The organism is Halolamina pelagica, assembly GCF_001307315.1.
In the GTDB taxonomy this organism is placed as follows: domain Archaea; phylum Halobacteriota; class Halobacteria; order Halobacteriales; family Haloferacaceae; genus Halolamina; species Halolamina pelagica_B.
Map to the genome: position 1 here is coordinate 163,101 of NZ_LGUC01000002.1, position 20,486 is coordinate 183,586.

The window sequence follows — 20,486 nt, forward strand, 5'->3', positions numbered from 1 at the left end:
CACCCCCACCATGCCCGACCACCGGTAAAGAACTACCCCTGCAGCCACCACCGCGGGTGCCTACAGCGACCGGCGCAGCCGTCGGAGCGTCGCCACGACGTCGTTGCGGGCACGCGTGAGCTGGAGCTCGAGGAAGCGCGCCTCGTCGCCGTCCAGTTCGGGGAGTCGCTCGACGGGGGCCAGCCGCGGAACCGGCGCCCGGCTCTCGGCGGGGTCCTGTTCGAACGCGCCCTCCGTGACGAACTGGAGGCGCGTGAGCTCCTTCACCAGTCTGTCTGCGGCGTCGGGGTAGCCCTCGGCGTCCGCGAGACCGGTCGTCGTCGCCTCGCGGAGCGCGTCGAGTTCGTCGATCACCGGCCCGAGGTCGAACTCGCTGGCGGCGTCGTACTCCGTCACCGCCGACGCGAGTTGGTCGATCGCGCGAACCGGGTCCGCGGGTCGCTCGGCACGGCTCAGTCTTGCGGTTGCGAGCGTGTACACTTCGGTGTCCCGTTCCAGCACGTCCGGGTCGGCCTTCTCGATGGTGTCGGTCGTGAGGTGCCACGCGTCGGCGTGGCCGGCCGACCCGCCGACGGGGTGGTAGCCGCGATCCTCGCGGACGGACTGGGGGATGCTCGACTGGAGCGACATCCCCGGTACGCCGAGGTTGTTGAACGAGTAGTCGCCCGCCCGCGCCGGACGGTGTTTGGCGGTCGATTTGCCGCTTACGTCCGCGATGGTCCCGGTCGCGACCTCGTCGACGGCGGCCATCCACTTCGCGCGCTCGTCGTACTCGGTCGCGTCGGCGACGCCCGGCGAGTCGATGTTCACGTGAGCGACACAGCGGTCGGCCAGCTCCTGGGCGAACTCGTCGACGAACCAGGTGGAGCCGGCGTAGCGCCCGGTCGAGTGGCCCGGCCACCAGGCGACCCACACGTCCCGCCGGAGGTCCTCGCGATGGGTCTGGAGCACTCTTGCCAGTTCGAGCAACGCGGCATCGCCAGTCGCGTTGTCGGTGACGCCCTCGTGCCAGGAGTCGAGGTGGCCGTGGGCGAGCACGAACTCGTCGACGGCCGGGGCGGCCTCGCCGGGGATGGTTGCGAGCACCAGCGGCGCCGTCTGCCACTCGGTCGTCGTCTCGGCGGAGACGGTCACGTCGGCGCCGGCGGCGGCCGCCTCACGGAGTTCGCGCCCATCGATCGCGGAGACGTTCGCGACCAGCAGGTCCGGAACCCGCCCTTTCTCGTCGTACGGCGGCGCGCCACCCCAGATCGGGGTGACGATTCCCTCGTGCGGTTCGCGCTCGTGGGGGTGGATCCCGACGAACGCCTCGGCGCCCCGGTCGGCGAGCTCCCCGATGGCGCTGATCGGGATGATCGACTCGCTCATCACGACTTTCCCGGAGAGGTCCGACGGCAGTCCGTCGAGCGACACCGAGAGCATGGCCTCGATCGAGTCCATCTCGTCGTCGTTCTCGACGTAGACGAGCTCGCCCTCGGCGGTGCCGCTCGCCGAGAACGAGACCGTCTTGGCCGACGCGGCCGCCCAGCCGTCGTCTGTTTCGATACTCGCGCCGTGGGGTGTGCTCAGATACAGCGACGGGGTGAACAGCTCGTGGTCGACGCCGAACTGCTCGAGCCGATCTGTCACGTACGCCGCCGCCGAGCGTTCGTCGTCGGTGCCCGAAACGCGGTCGAGTTCCGCGAACCGTTCGACGAGCCGCCAGGGCTCCTCGGCCGACACGTCGTCGACGATCGCCGCGTCGACGCCCGATAGCGACGGCTTCCCGTCCGCGTAGAGTCGCTGACTCATGGGTCTCCTTTGGGATCCCCTTTGTAATAGCTTCCCGTAGGTGACAATATAGCTGGTAGAACTATCAGCGTCGAGGGCGGTTGGGCGGCGAGCGACCGGAACCCTCCCAGCGGCGCGGAACCCGCCGCAGTGACAGGCATAGTTTTGGCCTCCTTCCGGCACCACCGTATTTTCCAGCTACATATTTTTAAGTTCTATATATAAATAGATAAAGTATATTTCGACAACGGGCTGCCTCATGACAAACATTTAAATAAGCATGGTGGTAGGTTACAGCCATGCCTGAGAATGATTGGCAAGACAACCGCCGGAAGTTCCTACAGGCGGCCGCGTCGGCTGGCCTCGTAGGACTCGCCGGCTGTACTGGTGGAGACGGCACGGAGACGCCGACTGAGACCGATTCAGACTCGTCCGGCGGCGACGACGACACCGACGCCCAAACGTCGACGCCGATGCGCGGCGGCTCGCTGAAGTTCGCGCAGACGTCGTCGCCGGTGGAGCTCGACCCCGTCAACAACAACGGCGGGAACTACTCCATCATGCTGAAGAACCTGGTGTACTCGCCGGTGCTCGGCTACGACCGGAACACCAACCTCGTGCCGATCCTGGCCGAGGAGATCCCGACCCTCGAGGGCAACGAGTTCACGCTCAACCTCGATTCCGACGCCACGTTCCACAACGGGGACCAGGTCACCGCAGAGGACGTGAAGTACACGTTCGAGGCGACTGTCGAGGAGCAGACCAGCTACGCCTCCAACTTCAGCATCGTCGACACCATCGATGTCGAGGACGATACGACCGCCCACTTCACGCTGACCGAGCCGTACGTCCCGATCCTCCACGCCATCGCGCACCCGGTCGCGCCGAAGAGCGTCCGCGAGGAGGACCCCGAAGGGTTCGGTATCGACACGTTCGTCGGCTCCGGGCCGTTCGAAGTGACGGATTTCCAGGAGAACGAAAAGGTCACGATGGCGGGCTGGGACGACTACTGGGGGAACGGCAGCCCCCACCTCGACGAGGTGACGTTCACGCCGATCAACGAGCCCACCAACCGCGTGACACAGCTCCAGACCGGCGAGCAGGACGTCATCAACCGCATCCCGCCGCAGTTCTGGAGCACCGTCCAGAACATGTCGGACGCCGACGTGATCGAGGGGCCCTCGCTGAGCTACCAGTTCGCCGCGTTCAACCAGAACGAGGGCGAGTGTGCCAAGCGCGACGTGCGGCTGGCGATCGACCACTGTGTCGACCTCGACCAGGCGATCGAGCAGTACATCAAGCCCGGCGGCGGCCGGATCTACAGCCCGGTGCCCGCCTCCGTCGCGGAGGCGTGGGACATGCCCCTCGACGAGTGGAAGAACAGCTGGTCCGACAAGGACATCGACCGCGCCAAGGAGCTGTTCGAGAGCGCCGGCGTGCCCGACGACTGGACCTGTAACATCATCGTCTCCTCCACCGAGAAGCGCCGACAGGTCGCCGTCTCCATCGCCAACGGGATTCAGGAGGCCGGCTACGACGCGCAGGTCCAGTATCTCGACTTCGCGACGATGCTCGACCGGTACAACTCCGGCGACGCCAGCCAGGTCAACATGTACCTGCTCGGCTGGACTCGCGCTCCCGAACCGGACCGCTTCCTCTACGAACTGCTCCACATCGACGGCGCGTTCCAGGGGCAGTACTACGACAACGACCGATTCAACGAGCTGCTGGCCGAGGCGCGAGTCACGACCGACCGCGACGAGCGTCGCGAGATGTACATCGAGGCGATCAACCTGTTCGTCGAGGATCGCGTCCACCTCCCGCTGTACTACACTTCCATCTCGATGGGTGTGAAGAACTACGTCCAGGGGCTGAAAACCCACCCCGTCTCGACGTACAACCCCTACCTCTACGGCGACCGGAACAACACCCACGCCGACACCGAAGGCTCGAACGTCTGGATGGACCAGTAACCCCTCCCCCGACGACCGTTTTCGCATTCACGACGACATAGATGTCACACTTACGATACACTATCAAACGGCTGCTCCAGGCGATCCCGGTGCTCATCGGCATCACGTCGATCACGTTTCTCCTGATCAACGCGATGCCCGGCTCGCCGGTGGAAGTGATGCTCGGTCCGACCGCGAGCGAGGAACTCATCGCCGCCGCCGAGGAGCGCTACGGCTTCAACCAACCAATCCACGTACGGTACGTCAAGTACATTCTCGCGGCGCTGGGCGGTGATCTGGGGCGGAGCATCCACTACGGCGTCCCGGTCACGACCAAGATCTTGGAGCGCCTGCCCGTCACGCTCCTGCTGCTGGCGTCGAGTTTCGCCTTCGCCCTCAGCGTCGCGATCCCGCTGGGGATCGTCTCGGCCCGCCGCCGGAACCAGCCGGTCGACCACGGCTCCCGCGTGGTCTCGCTGATCGGCGTCAGCACCCCCAACTTCTGGATCGGGCTGCTCCTGATCATCGTGTTCGGCTACCACCTCCAAGTGCTCCCGTCGAACGGGTTAGTGATGCCGTTAACACCGATCTCGGAGGTGGAGGGCGCCACCTCACGGCTCGACGTGTTGGTCCAAACCGTCCGGAGCCTCATCATGCCCACCATCGCGCTGGGCACGCTCCAGATGGCGGCGGTCTCCCGTATCGAGCGGTCGTCGATGCTCGAAGTGCTCGGCCGGGACTACATCAACCTCGCCCGCGCGTTCGGGGTGAAGGAGTCGGTCATCACCCGGAAACACGCGTTCCGCAACGCGCAGTTGCCCGTGGTGACCATCATCGGCCTCCAACTCACGTCCGCGCTGGGCGGTGCCGTGCTGACCGAAACCGTGTTCAACATCAACGGGATGGGCCGACTGATCATCCAGGCGGTCCGCACGCAGGACTACGCGCTCATCATGGGGACGACGCTGTTCTTCGGGGTCATGTTCGTGATCGGCACGCTGCTCACCGACCTGACCTACGCGTATCTCGATCCCCGCGTGACCTACGAGGGTGAGGACTGATGGCGGCTGAAACCGAGGAGACCGAAGACCAGGAGTACGAGTCCCGCGTCGGTGCCTCCTACATGCTCTCCCGGCTGCTCCAGGACACGACCGCCCGGATCAGCCTGATTCTGATCGCGATCATCTCGGGGATGGCGCTGTTCGCGTTCGTCGACGCCGAGTTCCTCGACTATCGGCTGGCAGAGACCTACCTCTACCACCCGCTCCGGAACAACGCCGGCACCCGACCGCTGCTGCCGCCGGTCGGCCTCAGCAACCAGTTCGGCGACGGCGTGCTGGCCCACCCGCTGGGCACCGACACCCGCGGCCGGGATATCGCGGTCAGGCTGCTGTACGGCTCCCGGATCGCCATCCAGATCGCGCTGGTCTCGACGACCATCGGCGTCGTCGTCGGGACGACCGTCGGCGCCGTCTCGGGCTACTACGGCGGCTGGATCGACGACGTGCTGATGCGGTTCGTGGAGATCCTCTACTCGATCCCGTTCCTGGTGCTCGTGATCGCGTTCATGGCCGCGTTCGGCCGGGAGCTCATCTACGCGATGATCGGCGTGAGCATCATCTCGATCCCGATCTTCGCCCGGCTGATCCGCTCTGAAGTGCTCAGCATTCGCGAGGAGACGTACGTCGAGGCCGCCCAGGCGGCGGGCGTGAAAGATCGGAACATCCTGCTGCGGCACGTGATCCCAAACAGCTTCGCGCCGGTGGTCGTGCAGACGACGCTCCAGATGGGGACCAACATCCTGATCGTGGCCGGGCTGTCGTTCCTCGGCTTCGGCGCCCAGCCCCCGACGCCGTCGTGGGGGCAGATGCTCTCGATCGCGCGTAACTACATGCTTCCGGCGCCGTGGTTCTCGGTCTGGCCGGGGCTGGCCATCCTGATCACCGTGATGGCGTTCAACATTCTCGGCGACGGGCTCCGCGACACGCTGGACCCGCGTCTCGAAAACTAACCATGACTACACCACTACTCTCAGTCGAAAACCTCCAGACACAGTTCGAAACCGCCGAAGGCACCGTCCGCGCGGTCGACGGCATCTCCTTCGACGTTCACGAGGGGGAGACCGTCGGTCTCGTCGGCGAGTCCGGCGCCGGCAAATCGGTCGCCATCTCCAGTGTTCTCCGGCTGGTCGAGTCGCCCGGCGAGATCGTCGGCGGCGAGATCCGCTTCCGCGGCGAGACGCTCCTCAGCTTCGAGGAGGGGCCGAACGGTGAGCGCCGACAGAGCCCGGAGTCGCTCTCCAACAAGGAGTTCCGCCAACGCATCCGGGGGCGCGAGATCGCGACGATCTTCCAGGACCCGATGGAGAGTCTCAACCCCGTCTTTACGATCGGCAGCCAGCTCCAGGAGTTCATCGAGATCAACCGGGAGCTGCCGCCGAAAGACGCCCGCGACGTGGCGATCGAGACGCTCCGGGAGGTCGACATCCCCAAACCCGAAGACCGGTTCGACGACTACCCCCACGAGTTCTCCGGCGGGATGCGCCAGCGCGTCCTCATCGCGATGGCGATCGCGTGCCAGCCGTCGCTGATCCTGGCCGACGAGCCGACGACGGCGCTGGACGTGACCGTCGAGGGCCAGATCCTGAATCTGGTCTCGGACCTCCAGGAGGAGTACGGCACGAGCTTCGTCTGGGTAACCCACGACCTCGCTGTCGTCGCGGACATCTGTGACCGCGTGAACGTGATGTACCTCGGGCAGATGGCCGAACAGGCCGACGTTCACGACCTGTTCGACAACACGAAACACCCGTACACCGAGGCGCTGCTGCAGTCCGTCCCGCGACCCGACAAAACCGTCGAGTCGCTCACCCCGATCGAGGGGGTGATGCCCGAGGCCATCAACCCGCCATCGGGCTGTCGGTTCCACCCGCGGTGTCCGGACGCCCGTGCGGTCTGTCGGGAGGTCAACCCGGAGCCACGGAACGTGAGCGACACCGACACCCGCCACAACGCGGCGTGTGTGAAACACGACGCGTTCGACGTGGACTACGAACACAGCACGCCGATCCAGTCCGAGGGCGACGAGTTCGGTGAGGATCTGCAGGTGACGGAGGGGAGCCGATGAGCGAGGCCGACGACGCGGGGCCGATCCTCCGCGTCGAGAACCTCAAGAAACACTTCTCGACGGGCAGCGGCGTGTTCGACACCGTCGAACTCGACCTGAGCGGTGGGTTCCCGCTCAAGCGCTCTATCGAGCACGTCAAGGCCGTCGACGGGGTCTCCTTCGAGATCGAACGCGGGGAAACGCTGGGGCTCGTCGGCGAGTCCGGCTGCGGGAAGTCGACGCTCGGGCGGACGATCCTCCGCCTGCTCCAGCCGACAGAGGGGGCGATCTACTTCCAGGGGCGAAACATCGCCGAGCTCGACAAGGGCCAACTGCGTCGGACGCGCAAGGATCAGCAGATGATCTTCCAGGACCCCCAGTCCTCGCTCAACCCCCGGATGAAGGTCGGGCCGATCGTCGAGGAGCCGATGAAGGCCCACGACCTCTACGACAAGGCCGGTCGCGAGGAGCGGGCGCGGGAACTGCTGGAGGCGGTCGGGCTCGACCCGCAGCACTACAACCGCTACCCACACCAGTTCTCCGGTGGGCAGCGCCAACGCATCAACCTCGCACGAGCGCTCTCGGTCGACCCGGACTTCATCGTCTGTGACGAGCCGACGAGCGCGCTCGACGCCTCCATCCAGGCACAGGTGCTCAACACGATGCGGGAGCTCCAGGAGGAGTTCAACCTCACCTACCTGTTCATCAGCCACGACCTCTCGGTGATCCGGCACATCTCCGACCGCGTCGCGGTGATGTACCTCGGGCAGATCGTCGAGTTGGCGGAGAAAGAGGAGCTGTTCGAGGACCCGAAGCACCCCTACACCCGGTCGCTGCTCTCGGCGATTCCGGTCCCCGACCCCTCCCAAGCCGGATCGCGAACCATCCTGCAGGGCGACGTGCCGGACCCGGTCAACCCGCCGTCTGGCTGTCGGTTCCGGACGCGCTGCCCGGAGCTCATCCCGCCGGACGCGTACGATCTGGACGACGGGGAGTGGGCGGCGGTTCGGGAGTTCATGCGCGCGGTCAGGCGCCGCGCGTTCGACCCGGACGACCGCGCGGCCGTCGAGAGCCAGTTCTTCGACGGCGTGAGCCTCGACGGCGAGCCGGGTGCGGTCGTCGAGGACGCGATCGATCACGTTCTCGCGGCGGAGTGGGAGACGGCGACGGACCTGCTCACCGAAGCGTTCGCCGAGCAGAGCATCTGCGCCCAGGAGGAGCCGGCGTACGAACTCGAGTCCGACCGCTCGGGGACTCGCTTCGCCGCCTGCCACCTCCACAGAGAGTAGCGCCCGCCGCGCTGTTACTCGAACAGGCTGGCTTCTCGATCCGCCGAGAACGCCGGGTAGGTGACCCGGCTGTGGGTCAGCCCCTGGTCGGCCCACATCGCGGCCGTCCCGAGGCTGATCCGGACGGGGTCCAGGAACGGCACGCCGAGGCCGTCGGCGATGCGGTCGTGGACCTGCATGAACGCGAGGCTCATGCAGCCGGGGACGACCGACTCGGCGCCGTCCGCCTCGACCGCTCTCTCGGCTTCTCGGACCATCTTCTGGACGGTCTCTTCGGACTCGTGGTCCACGTCGAGCACCCCCTGTTCGACGACGCGGACGCTCGCCAACTGCTGGCCGAGGCCGTCGGCGAAGATCTGTCGGCGCTTCGACGCCGGCGTCGAGCGGATCGTCAGACAGGAGAAGCGATCGGAGAGCTGTGCCGCGGTGTGGAACGTCGCCGACGCGGGGCCGACGACGGGTTTGTCGACGAACTCCCGCGCCGCCGCCAGCCCGGGGTCGCCGAAGCAGCCGATGACGAACCCGTCGTAGTCGTCTTCCGTCTCCCTGAGGAGGCCGAGCAGGCTCCGCACGCACCACTCGTGTTCGACCTCGCTCTCGATCGAGAGCGGGCCGTCGTCGGCGTCCATCACGGTCACGTCGGCGTCGGTCAGCTCGTTGGCGATCCCCTCGCGGCGGTCGAGCTCCGCCGCGTCCAGTCCCCGCCCCGGGACGAGGTAGGCAATTTCTGTCACGGTTCGACCTGACGGCTGTACCGCGATAAAGCTACCTCCGGATCCGGAGTGCGGCCCCGACGTGGAGGTACCGGCCAGCGTGACGGGTAGAGGTAGCTTTTCGTCGTTGTACGGTAACGTATCACTATGGGCGAAAAATCCCCGGCGGACGCGTACCAGCAACTCCTCGACCGCGCGGAGCGGGTCGGGACGCTCGAAACGATGGACAACCTCCTGTTCTGGGACCAGCAGGTGATGATGCCCCCGGGCGGAACACCGGCGCGGTCGACCCAGCGTGGACTCGTCTCCTCGCTGCAGCACGAGGCGCTCACCGGCGACGACGTGGAGGCGTGGCTCGACGCCGTCGCCGACGCCGATCTCGACGACGACCAGCAGGCGGTCGTCCGGGAGGTCCGACGCGAACACGAGCGCAAGGCGTCAGTCGATCAGGACCTCACCGAGGAGATCAACTCGGTCATCTCCGAGGCCAACGACGCCTGGGAGGAGGCCAAGGCGAACGACGACTTCGACACGTTCGCTCCCTACCTCGAGGAGCTGCTCGAACTCAAGCGCGAGCAGGCCAACCAGATCGACCCCGACAAGGAGCCCTTCGCGGTCATGCTGGAGGAGTACGAGCCCTACGTCGGCGTCGACACCGCCGAGCGAGTGCTCGACAACCTGAAGGCGGCGCTCGTCCCCCTCATCGAGGAGATCCGGGCGAGCGACGTGGACCCCTCCGGCCCGTTCGTCGAGCGCGGCCCCTACGACGCGGACACCCAGATGGCGCTCTCGGAGGACGCCCTCTCGTTCGTCCAGTGTGACTGGGACCGCGCCCGACTCGACACGTCGCCACACCCGTTCTCCTACGGCAACCGGTACGACATGCGGATCACGACCCGGTTCCACGATCACTCCCCCATCGACGGGCTGGACAGCTCGCTTCACGAGTACGGCCACGCGACGTACGAGATGGGGCTCGACCCCGACGGGTTCCCCGGCCCGCTCGGCCAGTCCCGGAGCCACTCGATCCACGAGTCACAGAGCCGCTTCTGGGAGAACCACGTCGGTCGCTCCGAGGCGTTTTGGGAGCAGTTCCTCCCGATCGTTCAGAAGCACTTCCCCCGGCTCTCGGACGTGACGCCGCGGGAGGCGTACGAGGCCGCCAACCAAGTGTACGAGGACAACCTCACCCGCGTCGAGGCCGACGAGGTCACGTACCACCTCCACATCGTCGTCCGGTTCGAGATCGAGCGTGCGCTCCTGAACGGGGAGCTCGAAGTCGAGGACGTGCCGGAGGTCTGGAACGACAAGTACGAGGAGTACCTCGGCATCCGCCCCGACACCGACACCGAGGGCTGCCTGCAGGACATCCACTGGAGCATCGGCCGCATCGGCACGTTCCAGGGCTACTCGCTCGGGACGGTGTTCTCCGCCCAACTTCAACACTCCCTCGAGGAAGACTTCGGCGCCCCGCTCGAGGAACTGGTTCGTGAGCAGCGCTTCGACGAGATCCGCGAGTGGATGGAGGAGCACGTCCACCGCCACGGGAAGCGGTATCAGACCGACGTGCTGCCGGAGGTCGCGACGGGCGAGCGACTCACCACCGAGTACTTCGTCGACCGCATTCAGGAGAAGTACGCCGACATCTACGACCTGTAGTCGGCGGCGCGAGAGTCTGTAGCTGGCGACGACCCCGTCGGTGCGGCGCCGACGGGGTTACATGTTGTCGACTGTTTCGACCCGCCAGCACGCGGCCGCGTGTTCGCCGTCGGCCGTCTGAAAGGCGTCGAGGCCCGGCTCCTCGAAACACTCCTCGGCGGCGAACGGACACCGGGGCCGGAAGTTACAGCCCTCCGGGAGTTCGACGGGGTCCGGCGGCTCACCCTCCAGCTGCGGTTCGGAGATGTTGTGGTCCGGGTTCGGAACCGGGACGGCGTCGAGCAACGCTCGCGCGTAGGGGTGTTTGGGCCCCTTGATCAGCTGTTCCGTCGGCCCGCGCTCGACCACCTTCCCGAGGTACATCACGCTCGTCCGATCGCACATCTGCCGGATCAGCGAGAGGTCGTGAGAGATGTACAGCGCGCCCATGTCGAGGTCGTCGACGAGATCGCGAAGCAGGTTCAGGATGCTCGCCCGGACCGACACGTCGAGCATCGACACCGGCTCGTCGGCGACGATGAACTTCGGCTCGAGGACGAGCGCGCGAGCGATCGAGACGCGCTGGCGCTCCCCGCCGGAGAGCTCGTGTGGGTGTTCCCCGATGTAGTTCTCCGGCGGCGTCAGCTCGGCCCGCTCGAGCGCCTCGTAGATGCGCTCGTCCTGGTTGTCCATGTCGTGGACCTCGAGCGGCTCGCGGATCCACTGCTCGACGGAGAACCGCGGGTTCAGGGACTCGTAGGGGTCCTGGAAGATCATCTGGACGTTCCGGCGGAACTCCTTGCGCTGGCTGTCGGACATCGAGTCCAGCTCCGTGCCGAGGAACTTGATGGAGCCGCCAGTGGGCTCCTGCAGCCCGATGAGGACCTCGCCGAGCGTGGATTTCCCACAGCCGGACTCGCCGACCAGCCCCATCGTCTCGCCGCTCTCGATAGCCATATCGACGCCGTCGACGGCTTTGACGTGGCTCGTCTCCCCTCCGATCAGTTGGTGGATGATCCCCGTACTCTGTGGGAAGTGCTTCTCGAGTCCCGTTACCTCCATGATGGGACCGTCGTAGTCCCAGTTCAGACTTTGTTCTGTGATAGCCATGTCTCGTCCTCGCCGGATCGGTCGCGAATCTGTTCGAACGGAACCGGCTCGTGACACCGAACTCGGTGACCGTCGACCGGTTCCTGTACTGGCACCGTCTCCTCACACTCCGGGGCCGCAAACGGACATCTGGACGCGAACGGGCAGCCCTCGAGCGGCTCCGAGAGGTCGGGTGGCGACCCAGGGATGCTGGTGAGGTCACGCTTCTCGCCCTCGACGCTCGGGAACGCGTTCTGGAGCCCCAGCGTGTAGGGGTGGTGTGCGTTGTTGAAGATCTCGTCGACGTTGCCGGACTCCATCAGTTCGCCGCCGTACATCACCACCATGCTGTCACACGTCTCGGCGACGACGCTGATGTCGTGGGTGACCATCACCATCGAGTTGCCGAGCTCCCGCTGGAGCTCCTTGATCCGGTAGAGGATCTGCTCCTGGATGATCACGTCAAGCGCCGTCGTCGGCTCGTCGGCGATGATGAGGTCAGGATCGAGCGCGAGACTCATCGCGATAATGACTCGCTGGCGCATCCCGCCGGAGAGCTGGTGGGGGTAGTCCTCGACACGGTCGGGATCGAGTCCCACTAGCTCCATCAGCTCCCGAGCGCGTTCGTAGCTCTTTGCGTCCGAGACGTCACGGTGCTCCTGGATGGCCTCCTTGATCTGGTCTTTGACCCGGTAGACGGGGTCGAGACTGTTCATCGCGCTCTGGCTGATCATCGACATCCGCTCCCACCGGATCTCGCGGCGCTCGCGGTTCGAGAGGTGGGTGATGTCCTGGCCGTCGAAGATGATCTCGCCGCCGGTGATCCGGCCGTTGTCGGGGAGCGCGCCCATGATGGCCTGTGCGAGCGTCGTCTTCCCACAGCCGCTCTCGCCGACGATACCCAGCGTCTCGCCCTCTTCGAGGGTGAACGAGACGCCCCGAACGGCTTCGACGTCCGGATCGCCCGCGTACGTCACGTGCAAGTCGTTGACTTCGAGTAGTGTCATGGCTCTTGGAGTTCGGGGTTCAGTTGTTCTTCGTAGCCGCGGCCGATCAGGAACGCCGAGATGACGGTCAGCATGATCGCGATGCCGGGCATCGTGAACCACCACCAGGCGTCCCGAGCCAGCGCCTGTGACTGCTGGGCGGACTGGAGCATCTGCCCCCAGGTCACCGCGGTCGGGTCACCGAAGCCGAGGTAGCTGATCGCCGCCTCGGTCAGGATCGCCCACGCGATCGCGAAACTCCCGTAGAGGAACACCAGCGGGAGGACGTTGGGGGCGATGTGTCTGTAGATAATGCGCCGGTCGCTGGCGCCCACGGTCCGGGCGCTCTTGACGAACGGCTTCTCCTTGAGGTTCAGCACGTGCGAGCGGACGACACGGGCGGTCTGGCGCCACAGCAGCAGCGCGATGGCGCCGACGATCGTCCACTTCGAGGGCTCCCACAGCGCCACGAGGACGATGATGAACGGGGTGAACGGGATGCCGTAGGCGAAGTCCACCAGCCGCATCAGCGCGTCGTCGACGTAGCCGCCGTAGTAGCCCGCGATCAACCCCACGTTCATGCCGACGAAGGCGACGCTGATCGCGCTCAGCAGGCCGATCTGGAGCGCCGGCCGCGCGCCGAAGACGAGTTGGCTGAAGATGTCCCGGCCCGCGCTGTCGGTGCCGAGCGGGTGCTCGGCGGTGGGCGGCTCCAGCGAGTTGCCGTAGTCGGTCTCTGTCGGGTTGTACGGCGCGATCACCGGCGCGAAGACGGCGACGAGGACGATCGCGAGCATGATGAGGATGCCCGCGAGCCCCATCGGCTCGCGCTTGAGGAAGGCGAGCCGTCGACGCCACGCGTCCGCCTGGCGTTCGCGCCACGTCGAGAGCTCCGTGTCGAGGGCGTCGACGTTCGACTCCGAGTCGAGGGCCGTTGTGTTCTGGTCACTCATGTGTCAGTCGTAGGTGATCCGCGGATCGAGGTAGCCGTACGCCAAGTCCGCGAGGAAGTTCGCGATCAGTACCAGCCCGGCGAGGATCAGGAACGTCGCCTGCGCCACCGGGTAGTCGTTCGCGATGACGGCGCGGACCATCTCCCGGCCCAGCCCCGGCCACGCGAACACGGTCTCGAGGACGACGCTGCCGCCGACGGCGAACCCCGCGGCGACGGCAAAGGCCGTCACGATCGGGAGCAGCGCGTTCCGGGCGGCGTGTTTCAGCATCACCGCGAAGTCGCTGATCCCCTTGAGCTCCGCGAAGTCGACGAAGTCCTCGTTCATCACCTCGAGCATGCTGTTCCGCATGAGCAACGCCGGGAGGCTGTAGAAGTAGAACGCCTGGACCAGCGCGGGGAGGATCAGGTGCCGGAGGAAGCTCGGGCTGGTGAACTGCGCCAGCTTACTCGAGTAGGTTACCCCCGGCTGGGACATCGACCCCGCGGGGAGCCATCCGAGTTTGAACGAGAAGATCCAGATCCCCAGCAGCCCGGTCCAGAACACCGGCGCGCTGCGGGAGATCAGGGCGAACACGACGCCGAAGCGCTCGCGTTTCGTCCCGCGGTTCCAGGCGAGGTACGCGCCGAAGGGCACGCCGATCAGGTACGCGAGTACGACCGAGGTCCCCATCAGCACCAGCGTGTTCCAGATCCGGTCCTGGATGATCCCCCAGACCGGATCACCCGTGATGTAGGAGAGGCCGAAGTTGAACGTGACCAGGCTGGTCATGTACTTCCAGTACTGGACGTGCAGCGGCTGGTCGAGCCCGAACGTCGCCCGGATCTGGGCCGCTTGTTCCTCCGTGAACCCTGTCCCGATGTACGCCGCGAGCGGGTCACCCGGCGCCGCGCGGAACAGGAAAAACAGCATCGTCGCGATCGCGAAGTAGAGCACGACGATCTGGATGATACGTCTCGTGACAAATTCTTTTAGTCCCATAATAGTTCGAAATGGAGGGGGTTAGTTGCCGACTTCGGTGTTGTCGGCGGGCATGTAGAGCATCCCGTCGCTCTCGTCCCAGACGAACCCGGCCTCGATGAGCTCGTTCGCCGCGGCCTGCAGGCTGAACTCGTAGCGCTCGAGCTCGTCGTTGTGCCAGCTCTCCAGTGCGGAGGAGACCAGGCTGTTCGGGGCGATCGACCCCACCCGCTGTAGATGTCGTTGACGATCGTCTCCTTGTCGAAGCGGTGGTTCATCGCGCGGCGGAACCCGTCGATGTGGAACGGCGGCCGGTCGTTGTTGTAGGAGATCTGCTTGAACCCGACCGTCGTCGTGGCAGCCATGCTGAGGCTGTCGTTGGACTCGACGCGGTCCTTGAGCACGTCCTTGTCGCCGCGGTAGTTCGCCAGCATGTCCAGCGTGCCGTTCTCGAGTTGGGTCAGCATCGTCTGGACGCTGGGGATGATCCGGGAGTTCCGCGCCTCGTAGGCGATCGGGTCGAAGTGGTCGTCGAACCGCTCCAGGCGGACCTCCTCGGAGGACTTCCAGTGGACGAACTCCATCGGGCCCGACCCGAGGGGTTCGTCCTCCTGGTACAGCATCGGGCTGTCGACGTCCATCTTGTTCTCGATGATGTCGGTCCACTTGTGCTTGGGGATGATCGCGATGCGGCCCATCGCCGCCATCGGGAACGGCGCGAAGTGGTAGTCGAAGCTGAACTCGACGGTGTGGTCGTCGACGACCGTGATCTCGTTGACCGGCTCGACCGGCCCCGAGAAGTACGTCGAGTAGTCGCGGTGGATGTTGTAGCTGTACTTCACGTCCTCGGCGGTGACGGGCTCGCCGTCGTGGAACGTGTGCCCCTGCTTGATGGGGACTTCGAGCGTCGTGTCGTCCTTCCAGTTGAACTCCTCGGCCAGTCGGGGCTCGGGCAGCGCGGACTCGTTGGGCCACGCGAGGCGGTCCCAGATCATCCGGTGCTGGATCATGTCGATCTCGCCGGACTGGTCGAACGGGTTCAGCGCCTGCAGCTCCTGGTCGTAGGCGATGTTGAGCTCCGTCCGGTCGCCGGTGGGCTCGATGTTGGAGAACGTCAGCATGTTCACCGCGCCCATCCCGTTGAGCTCGACGACGCCGTCCCAGCGCTCGCTGTTCCACGGGATCGTCTTCTGGGGGTACATCAGGAACGTGCTCGGCCCCCGGTCGTGGAAGATCTGCTGACACTCCTTGATGAGCTGCTCACGCGTGTCCTGGTCCAGCTCCTCGCGCTGGGCCATCACCTTCTCGTCGTACTCGTCGTCCTCCCAGAAGTAGTAGTTGTACCCCTCCTGGAAGCTCGAGTGACCCATCTGGACGGAGAACTCGTCCGGGTCCAGCCGGGACGGGCGCCCCACCATCTGCCAGAACGTCATGTCCCAGTCGGTGCCGTCCCAGACGGTCGAGGACTGGGAGGGCCACGTCATCGTCTCGACGGTCGTGTCGAGGCCGAGCTTGGCGATCTCTTCGCTGACGAACATCGACGTCTCGTGGTCGTCGGGCTGGGCGTCCGGCGGGTTGACGATCAGGGTGAGCTCGGGGATCGCCTGTGCGTCGTCCAGGTCGCTCTGCGGGACGACGTTCTCGGAGGGGACCTGGAACCCCTCCATCTGGACGGTGTCGTCGCCGCCGCCGCCCGCGACGGTCTCGGTGTCGGTGTCGTCGCCATCGCCGTCGCCGTCGCCTGCACAGCCGGCGAACGATGCGAGCGTCACCGTCGCTCCCACCGCGCCGGTCTTTTTCAGAAAGTTGCGCCTCTGTAGCGGGTTGTCCGGTCTCTGGTCGGTCATAGGCTGACGTTTGGTTCTATCTGTCATGGTATATAGTATCTTGGGTTGCGGTCACATGAGAAACCGTACACTCAGCGTCTGGTGAGGCCGAATGAATCCTCGAGCGCCGCATAGAGATATGGTGCTGGCCCCCAACGGACGGAATATGCGTACTGTTCACATCGTCGAGAGTGGTCCGCCGGAGGAGGTACTGGAGATCCGCGACCGCCCGCGACCCGACCCCGGCCCGGGCGAAGTGCGACTCGAGGTGCGGGCGTGTGCGCTCCAGCACGCGGACGTGTTCGCCCGCACCGGCCACCCGGAGATCGAGGACGAGTTCCCGAAGCGGCCCGGCACCGAAATGGCCGGCGTCGTCGACGAAGTCGGCGACGCCGTCGACGGCTGGTCGCCCGGCGATCGCGTCAACGTCTACCACCACGTGAGCTGCGGGGCGTGTGAGTTCTGCGAGCGGGGCGAGCAGACCATGTGCCCCCACGACCGGAAGTTCGGCAGCGACTTCCCCGGCGGACTGGCGGAGTACGTCGCGGTGCCGGCGGCGAACCTCGAGCCGGTCCCCGAACACGTCGACATGGAGACCGCGGCCGCGTGGCCCTCCTCGTTCACGACCGCGTGGCGGATGCTCGTGAGCGGCGGGGGCTCGAACCGAGCGAGTCGGCGCTGATCCTCGGCGCCAGCGGCGGCGTCGGCCACGCCGCGCTCCAGTTGGCCGACCGGATCGGCGCCGAGGTGTACGCGACGACCTCGGCCGACTGGAAAGCCGAGCGGGCTGGCGAGTGGGCGGCGTCTGTCATCGACTACACCGAGGTTCCCTTCGACGAACGGGTGGTCGAACTCACGGACGGCCGCGGGGTGGACCTCGTCGCGGACCACGTCGGCGAGGCGACGTGGCAGCAGTCCATCGACAGCTTGGCGACCGGCGGGCGGATGGTGATCTGCGGCGCGACCTCGGGCGCCGACCCGGATATCGACATCCGCTCGGTGTACCAGCGCCACCGACGGATCCTCGGGACGCCGATGGGCAATCGACGCGACTTCCGCGCCGTCGGGCGGCTGATCGCACGGGGCGAGGTCGCGCCCGTTATCGACCGCGTGCTGCCGCTCGAGCGCGTCGCCGAGGGCCCACCGGGCGATCGAGAACCGCGAGGTGTTCGGCAAGGTCGTCGTCACGCCGGGGGCGTGACGGCACCGCGCTGGGGAGTGCAGCCCACGGAAGCTTTTAGTGGTGTGCTGTGACTTACCAACACGATGTCTCAGCAGCGCACCGGCGAGAAGTCGCTGGACCAGTACGAATCACGGCTCACCGACGCGGTGTCGATCGACGAACCCTGGGCGCTCCTCGAGGAGTTCGCCGAACTCGAGCGCGTCTCGGGTACCGAAGACGAGCGCCGCGCGGCCGAGTACCTCACCGGCCGCCTCGACGAGTTCGGGGTCACGTACGAACGCTACGACCCCGAACTGTACATCAGCCAGCCCCACGACGCGTCGATCACCGTCGACGACGGCGTCTTCGAGCCGGGGCCGGTGAAGACGGTCGCGTTCTCGGCGTCGCGGGCAGTGACCGGCGAACTGGTGTACGTCGGCGAGGCCGAGCAGAGCGACGTGGGCGCCGACGACGAGAGCCAGTACCACGCAGTGAACGTCACCCGCCCCTACGGGGACGTCGGCGACCTGCGCGGGAAGATCGCGCTGACCGCGGCCGGGAGCCTCTCGATCCGGGCGACGCGGGTGCTCGAAGAGAAAGGCGCTGCCGGCGTGATCGCGATCCACGAACACGAGCGCGAACCACACGACGGGATCGCCACCTCGGTCTGGGGTGGGGCGCCCCCTACGACGAGAAAGAGCGGATTCCCGACGTCCCCATCGCGAACGTCACGCGGCCCGACGGCGACGAACTGCGGTCGTACGCCGACGCCGACGAGACCCACGAGGTCACCCTCGAAACGGACGTGACCACCGACTGGATGGCCTGTCCGATCGTCGAGGCGCGGATCGAGGCCGGCGACGCCGACCCCGAGGACGACGATTTCGTCCTGCTGCACGGCCACTACGACTCCTGGGCGGTCGGCATCGCCGACAACGCGACCGGCGACGCCGGGCTGTTGGAGCTCGCCCGGGTGTTCGACGAGCACAGTGACGACCTCCAGCGCGATCTCCGGGTCGCGTGGTGGCCCGGCCACTCGACCGGGCGCTACGCCGGCTCAACGTGGTACGCCGACGAGTTCGCGATGGATCTCGTCGAGGACTGCGTGGCCCACGTCGACATGGACAGCCCCGGCGCGAAAGGCTCTACCGAGTACGTGGACATGGCGTGCTGGATGCCGGAGATGCACGGCGTCGTGTCCTCGGCCATCGAGGACGCCACCGGCGCGCCCTACAGCGAGAACCGCCCGCGCCGCGCCGGCGACTACTCGTTCAACAACCTCGGGCTCTCCGGCGCGTTCACGCTCTCCTCGAACATCCCCGCCGACGTGCGGGAGACGATGCGCTGGCACACCGTCGGCGGCTGTGGGGCAACGCGGACGCGTGGCACCTCAGCACCGACACGATCGACAAGGCGGGCAAACCCGAACTGGTGCGCGACATCCGGATGTACGCGGTGCTGGTCTCGCGGCTGCTCCGCGCGGACGTGCTCCCGCACGACCACACCCGCAACGTCGAGCGCCACCGATCGATCGTCGCCGACTACGACGACCTCGCGGGCGAGGCGTTCGACTTCGGGCCGACGCTCGACGCCCTCGACGACGTGGCCGACGCCGTCGACGCGTTCTACGACGCCGTCGAGGCGGGCGAGGTCGACCCCGCGACCGCCAACGAGACGATCAAGACGCTCTCGCGAACGCTGACGCGGCTCAACTTCGTCAGCGACGGGCAGTTTGAGCAGGACCCGGCGTACAACCGACCGCCGTACCCGCGGTTCGAGAACACGTCGCTGTTCGACCTGTACGACGAGGACGACGACGAGTACCGGTTCCTCCAGGTCGAACTGAAGCGCGCCCAGAACGACGCAGTGTTCGAACTACGGCGGCTGCAGGAGCAGCTGCCGAACTGACGCCACCGACCTAATTTCAATCGAACAGGGCGTCGTCGAGTTCGACGCCCAGCCCCGGCCCCTCCGGCACCGGCGTGTCGGCCGCCCGCTCGATCGACCGATCGACCGGATCTTCTGCGATGAGGTTGGCGCCCAACTCCGCCGCCGACGACAGCGTCGGCAGCACTGACGCGATGTGGAGGTTCGCTGCGACGCCGAGAGAGCTCTCGAACGCGCTGACAAGCGTCACCGGCAGGCCGGCGTCGGCCGCCAGCTCGCCCATGCGGACGATCTCGCCCAGCGAGCCAGCTTTGGCCAGCTTCGCACAGACCCCCGAGACTGCCGCTGGCTCGCGAGTGAGTTCGCGTACCTCGTCGACGCCGTGGACCGCCTCGTCGGCGAACACGGGGACGCCGCGGCTGGTTCGCAGCGATCGAAGGTCGCCCACCGCGTCGGCCGCGACGGGCTGTTCGTAGTACTCGATGAACGCCTGGCGGTCGATTCGGTCGATCGCGCTGGTGGCCCGCTCGTAGGACTCCCAGCCGGTGTTCGCGTCGGCACGGACGAACACCTCGTCGGGATCGGCACGCGCCGCCAGCTCCCGGGTGACGGCGTTGATCCGCGCCGCCGAGCTCTCGAGGTCAGGGGTGACCTTGATTTTGAACGTCCGGAACCCCGCATCGAAGGCGTCGACGGCGTTCGAGGCCACCGTCTCCGCCGGGAGCGCGCCCGAGGCGAACGCCAACGGGATCGACTCCCGCCTGGGTTGGCCGAGCAGGTCCCGGACCGGGACGCCGATCTGCTTGGCGCGGAGGTCGAGCAGCGCCATCTCCACGGCAGCGCTCGCGCCGGGGTTGCCCGGGAGCCGGTTCGCAAGCTCCCGGCAGTCACCGAGCGCCTCGCCGACGGGCTTGCCCTCGATAGCGGGGACGAACTCCGAGCGAACGATCGCCGCCATCGTGTCGGCGGTGTCGCCCGTGAACCACTTCAGCGCCGACCCCTCGCCGTAGCCCGTCGCGTCGTCGGTCCGGATCCGGACGAACACGTGCTGGGTCGGGCTCTGGTCGTCGTACGACGTGGGGAACGCGTCGGCGTAGGGAATCTCACGACTCACGACCTCGACACTCGTTATCATGGGAACATCACTGCGAACGAC

General features: G+C 66.5%; 19 protein-coding genes. 11 read left to right on the forward strand and 8 right to left on the reverse strand.

Annotation, left to right across the window (positions count from 1 at the left end):
- Nucleotides 1-60: 60 nt before the first annotated feature.
- The gene (locus tag SY89_RS14485) at nt 61-1,791 is read right to left on the reverse strand and encodes a M28 family peptidase (RefSeq protein ID WP_054584872.1); all 1,731 of its coding nucleotides are present in this window, start codon (nt 1,789-1,791) and stop codon (nt 61-63) included.
- 278 nt (nt 1,792-2,069) lie between these two features.
- Here SY89_RS14485 and SY89_RS14490 point away from each other — a divergent pair, with 278 nt between their 5' ends.
- From SY89_RS14490 to SY89_RS14510, 5 genes are read left to right on the forward strand one after another with little or no spacing between them, the layout of a single operon-like run.
- Nucleotides 2,070-3,743, forward strand: a complete 1,674-nt coding sequence (locus tag SY89_RS14490) for an ABC transporter substrate-binding protein (RefSeq protein ID WP_054584873.1) — start codon at nt 2,070-2,072, stop codon at nt 3,741-3,743.
- Between the two features lie 41 nt (nt 3,744-3,784).
- The gene (locus SY89_RS14495; protein WP_054584874.1) at nt 3,785-4,783 is read left to right on the forward strand and encodes an ABC transporter permease; all 999 of its coding nucleotides are present in this window, start codon (nt 3,785-3,787) and stop codon (nt 4,781-4,783) included.
- Nucleotides 4,783-5,733, forward strand: coding sequence for an ABC transporter permease (locus SY89_RS14500; RefSeq protein ID WP_054584875.1), 951 nt, complete (start codon nt 4,783-4,785; stop codon nt 5,731-5,733). Before SY89_RS14495 ends, SY89_RS14500 begins: the two co-directional genes overlap by 1 nt.
- A gap of 2 nt (nt 5,734-5,735) precedes the next feature.
- Nucleotides 5,736-6,848: an ABC transporter ATP-binding protein gene (locus tag SY89_RS14505; protein ID WP_054584876.1), complete on the forward strand. Its 1,113-nt coding sequence runs from the start codon at nt 5,736-5,738 to the stop codon at nt 6,846-6,848.
- The gene (locus SY89_RS14510; protein ID WP_054584877.1) at nt 6,845-8,116 is read left to right on the forward strand and encodes an ABC transporter ATP-binding protein; all 1,272 of its coding nucleotides are present in this window, start codon (nt 6,845-6,847) and stop codon (nt 8,114-8,116) included. The genes SY89_RS14505 and SY89_RS14510 overlap by 4 nt, the downstream gene beginning before the upstream one ends.
- A 14-nt stretch (nt 8,117-8,130) precedes the next feature.
- On the opposite strand, the gene SY89_RS14515 is transcribed toward SY89_RS14510, so the two are convergent.
- The gene (locus SY89_RS14515; RefSeq protein ID WP_054584878.1) at nt 8,131-8,850 is read right to left on the reverse strand and encodes an aspartate/glutamate racemase family protein; all 720 of its coding nucleotides are present in this window, start codon (nt 8,848-8,850) and stop codon (nt 8,131-8,133) included.
- Between the two features lie 126 nt (nt 8,851-8,976).
- Between SY89_RS14515 and SY89_RS14520 the strand changes: the two genes are divergently transcribed.
- Nucleotides 8,977-10,488: a carboxypeptidase M32 gene (locus SY89_RS14520; protein WP_054584879.1), complete on the forward strand. Its 1,512-nt coding sequence runs from the start codon at nt 8,977-8,979 to the stop codon at nt 10,486-10,488.
- A 57-nt stretch (nt 10,489-10,545) separates the two neighbouring features.
- Here the strand turns inward: SY89_RS14520 and SY89_RS14525 are convergent, their stop codons facing one another.
- The 5 genes from SY89_RS14525 to SY89_RS14545 are packed head-to-tail and all read right to left on the reverse strand — an operon-like array spanning nt 10,546 to nt 16,302.
- Nucleotides 10,546-11,577, reverse strand: coding sequence for an oligopeptide/dipeptide ABC transporter ATP-binding protein (locus SY89_RS14525; protein ID WP_054584880.1), 1,032 nt, complete (start codon nt 11,575-11,577; stop codon nt 10,546-10,548).
- On the reverse strand, nt 11,553-12,563 hold the full coding sequence (locus SY89_RS14530; RefSeq protein WP_054584881.1) for an ABC transporter ATP-binding protein: 1,011 nt from the start codon (nt 12,561-12,563) through the stop codon (nt 11,553-11,555). Before SY89_RS14530 ends, SY89_RS14525 begins: the two co-directional genes overlap by 25 nt.
- Nucleotides 12,560-13,495, reverse strand: a complete 936-nt coding sequence (locus SY89_RS14535) for an ABC transporter permease (protein ID WP_054584882.1) — start codon at nt 13,493-13,495, stop codon at nt 12,560-12,562. The genes SY89_RS14530 and SY89_RS14535 overlap by 4 nt, the downstream gene beginning before the upstream one ends.
- A 3-nt stretch (nt 13,496-13,498) precedes the next feature.
- Entirely contained in the window at nt 13,499-14,476 is a 978-nt protein-coding gene (locus SY89_RS14540) for an ABC transporter permease (protein WP_054584883.1), read from the reverse strand.
- Nucleotides 14,467-16,302, reverse strand: coding sequence for an ABC transporter substrate-binding protein (locus SY89_RS14545; RefSeq protein ID WP_054584884.1), 1,836 nt, complete (start codon nt 16,300-16,302; stop codon nt 14,467-14,469). The genes SY89_RS14540 and SY89_RS14545 overlap by 10 nt, the downstream gene beginning before the upstream one ends.
- A 145-nt stretch (nt 16,303-16,447) precedes the next feature.
- On the opposite strand from SY89_RS14545, the gene SY89_RS18775 reads away from it, so the two are divergent.
- Genes SY89_RS18775 through SY89_RS18795 form a run of 5 tightly spaced genes read left to right on the forward strand, consistent with a single transcriptional unit; the run spans nt 16,448 to nt 19,351 of the window.
- On the forward strand, nt 16,448-16,963 hold the full coding sequence (locus SY89_RS18775) for an alcohol dehydrogenase catalytic domain-containing protein (RefSeq protein WP_239685687.1): 516 nt from the start codon (nt 16,448-16,450) through the stop codon (nt 16,961-16,963).
- Nucleotides 16,912-17,535 carry a zinc-binding dehydrogenase gene (locus SY89_RS18780; RefSeq protein ID WP_239685688.1) on the forward strand — a complete coding sequence of 208 codons (624 nt, stop codon included), beginning with the start codon at nt 16,912-16,914 and terminating at the stop codon, nt 17,533-17,535. Before SY89_RS18775 ends, SY89_RS18780 begins: the two co-directional genes overlap by 52 nt.
- Before the next feature lie 12 nt (nt 17,536-17,547).
- Nucleotides 17,548-18,252 carry a protease-associated domain-containing protein gene (locus SY89_RS18785; RefSeq protein WP_239685689.1) on the forward strand — a complete coding sequence of 235 codons (705 nt, stop codon included), beginning with the start codon at nt 17,548-17,550 and terminating at the stop codon, nt 18,250-18,252.
- Nucleotides 18,249-19,145, forward strand: coding sequence for a M28 family metallopeptidase (locus tag SY89_RS18790; RefSeq protein WP_239685690.1), 897 nt, complete (start codon nt 18,249-18,251; stop codon nt 19,143-19,145). Before SY89_RS18785 ends, SY89_RS18790 begins: the two co-directional genes overlap by 4 nt.
- The gene (locus tag SY89_RS18795; RefSeq protein WP_239685691.1) at nt 19,046-19,351 is read left to right on the forward strand and encodes a hypothetical protein; all 306 of its coding nucleotides are present in this window, start codon (nt 19,046-19,048) and stop codon (nt 19,349-19,351) included. The genes SY89_RS18790 and SY89_RS18795 overlap by 100 nt, the downstream gene beginning before the upstream one ends.
- 16 nt (nt 19,352-19,367) lie before the next feature.
- Here SY89_RS18795 and SY89_RS14560 read toward each other — a convergent pair whose 3' ends face one another.
- Complete coding sequence (locus tag SY89_RS14560) at nt 19,368-20,465, reverse strand: mandelate racemase/muconate lactonizing enzyme family protein (RefSeq protein WP_054584885.1); 1,098 nt, start codon at nt 20,463-20,465, stop codon at nt 19,368-19,370.
- Nucleotides 20,466-20,486 lie beyond the last annotated feature (21 nt).

What these genes read in the sequence shown, in the direction of transcription:
- SY89_RS14485 (WP_054584872.1), bottom strand. Translation starts at nt 1,791, where the DNA reads ATGAGTCAGCGACTCTACGCGGACGGGAAGCCGTCGCTATCGGGCGTC.
- SY89_RS14490 (WP_054584873.1), top strand. Translation starts at nt 2,070, where the DNA reads ATGCCTGAGAATGATTGGCAAGACAACCGCCGGAAGTTCCTACAGGCG.
- SY89_RS14495 (WP_054584874.1), top strand. Translation starts at nt 3,785, where the DNA reads ATGTCACACTTACGATACACTATCAAACGGCTGCTCCAGGCGATCCCG.
- SY89_RS14500 (WP_054584875.1), top strand. Translation starts at nt 4,783, where the DNA reads ATGGCGGCTGAAACCGAGGAGACCGAAGACCAGGAGTACGAGTCCCGC.
- SY89_RS14505 (WP_054584876.1), top strand. Translation starts at nt 5,736, where the DNA reads ATGACTACACCACTACTCTCAGTCGAAAACCTCCAGACACAGTTCGAA.
- SY89_RS14510 (WP_054584877.1), top strand. Translation starts at nt 6,845, where the DNA reads ATGAGCGAGGCCGACGACGCGGGGCCGATCCTCCGCGTCGAGAACCTC.
- SY89_RS14520 (WP_054584879.1), top strand. Translation starts at nt 8,977, where the DNA reads ATGGGCGAAAAATCCCCGGCGGACGCGTACCAGCAACTCCTCGACCGC.
- SY89_RS14525 (WP_054584880.1), bottom strand. Translation starts at nt 11,577, where the DNA reads ATGGCTATCACAGAACAAAGTCTGAACTGGGACTACGACGGTCCCATC.
- SY89_RS14530 (WP_054584881.1), bottom strand. Translation starts at nt 12,563, where the DNA reads ATGACACTACTCGAAGTCAACGACTTGCACGTGACGTACGCGGGCGAT.
- SY89_RS14535 (WP_054584882.1), bottom strand. Translation starts at nt 13,495, where the DNA reads ATGAGTGACCAGAACACAACGGCCCTCGACTCGGAGTCGAACGTCGAC.
- SY89_RS14540 (WP_054584883.1), bottom strand. Translation starts at nt 14,476, where the DNA reads ATGGGACTAAAAGAATTTGTCACGAGACGTATCATCCAGATCGTCGTG.
- SY89_RS14545 (WP_054584884.1), bottom strand. Translation starts at nt 16,302, where the DNA reads ATGACCGACCAGAGACCGGACAACCCGCTACAGAGGCGCAACTTTCTG.
- SY89_RS18775 (WP_239685687.1), top strand. Translation starts at nt 16,448, where the DNA reads ATGCGTACTGTTCACATCGTCGAGAGTGGTCCGCCGGAGGAGGTACTG.
- SY89_RS18785 (WP_239685689.1), top strand. Translation starts at nt 17,548, where the DNA reads ATGTCTCAGCAGCGCACCGGCGAGAAGTCGCTGGACCAGTACGAATCA.
- SY89_RS14560 (WP_054584885.1), bottom strand. Translation starts at nt 20,465, where the DNA reads ATGATAACGAGTGTCGAGGTCGTGAGTCGTGAGATTCCCTACGCCGAC.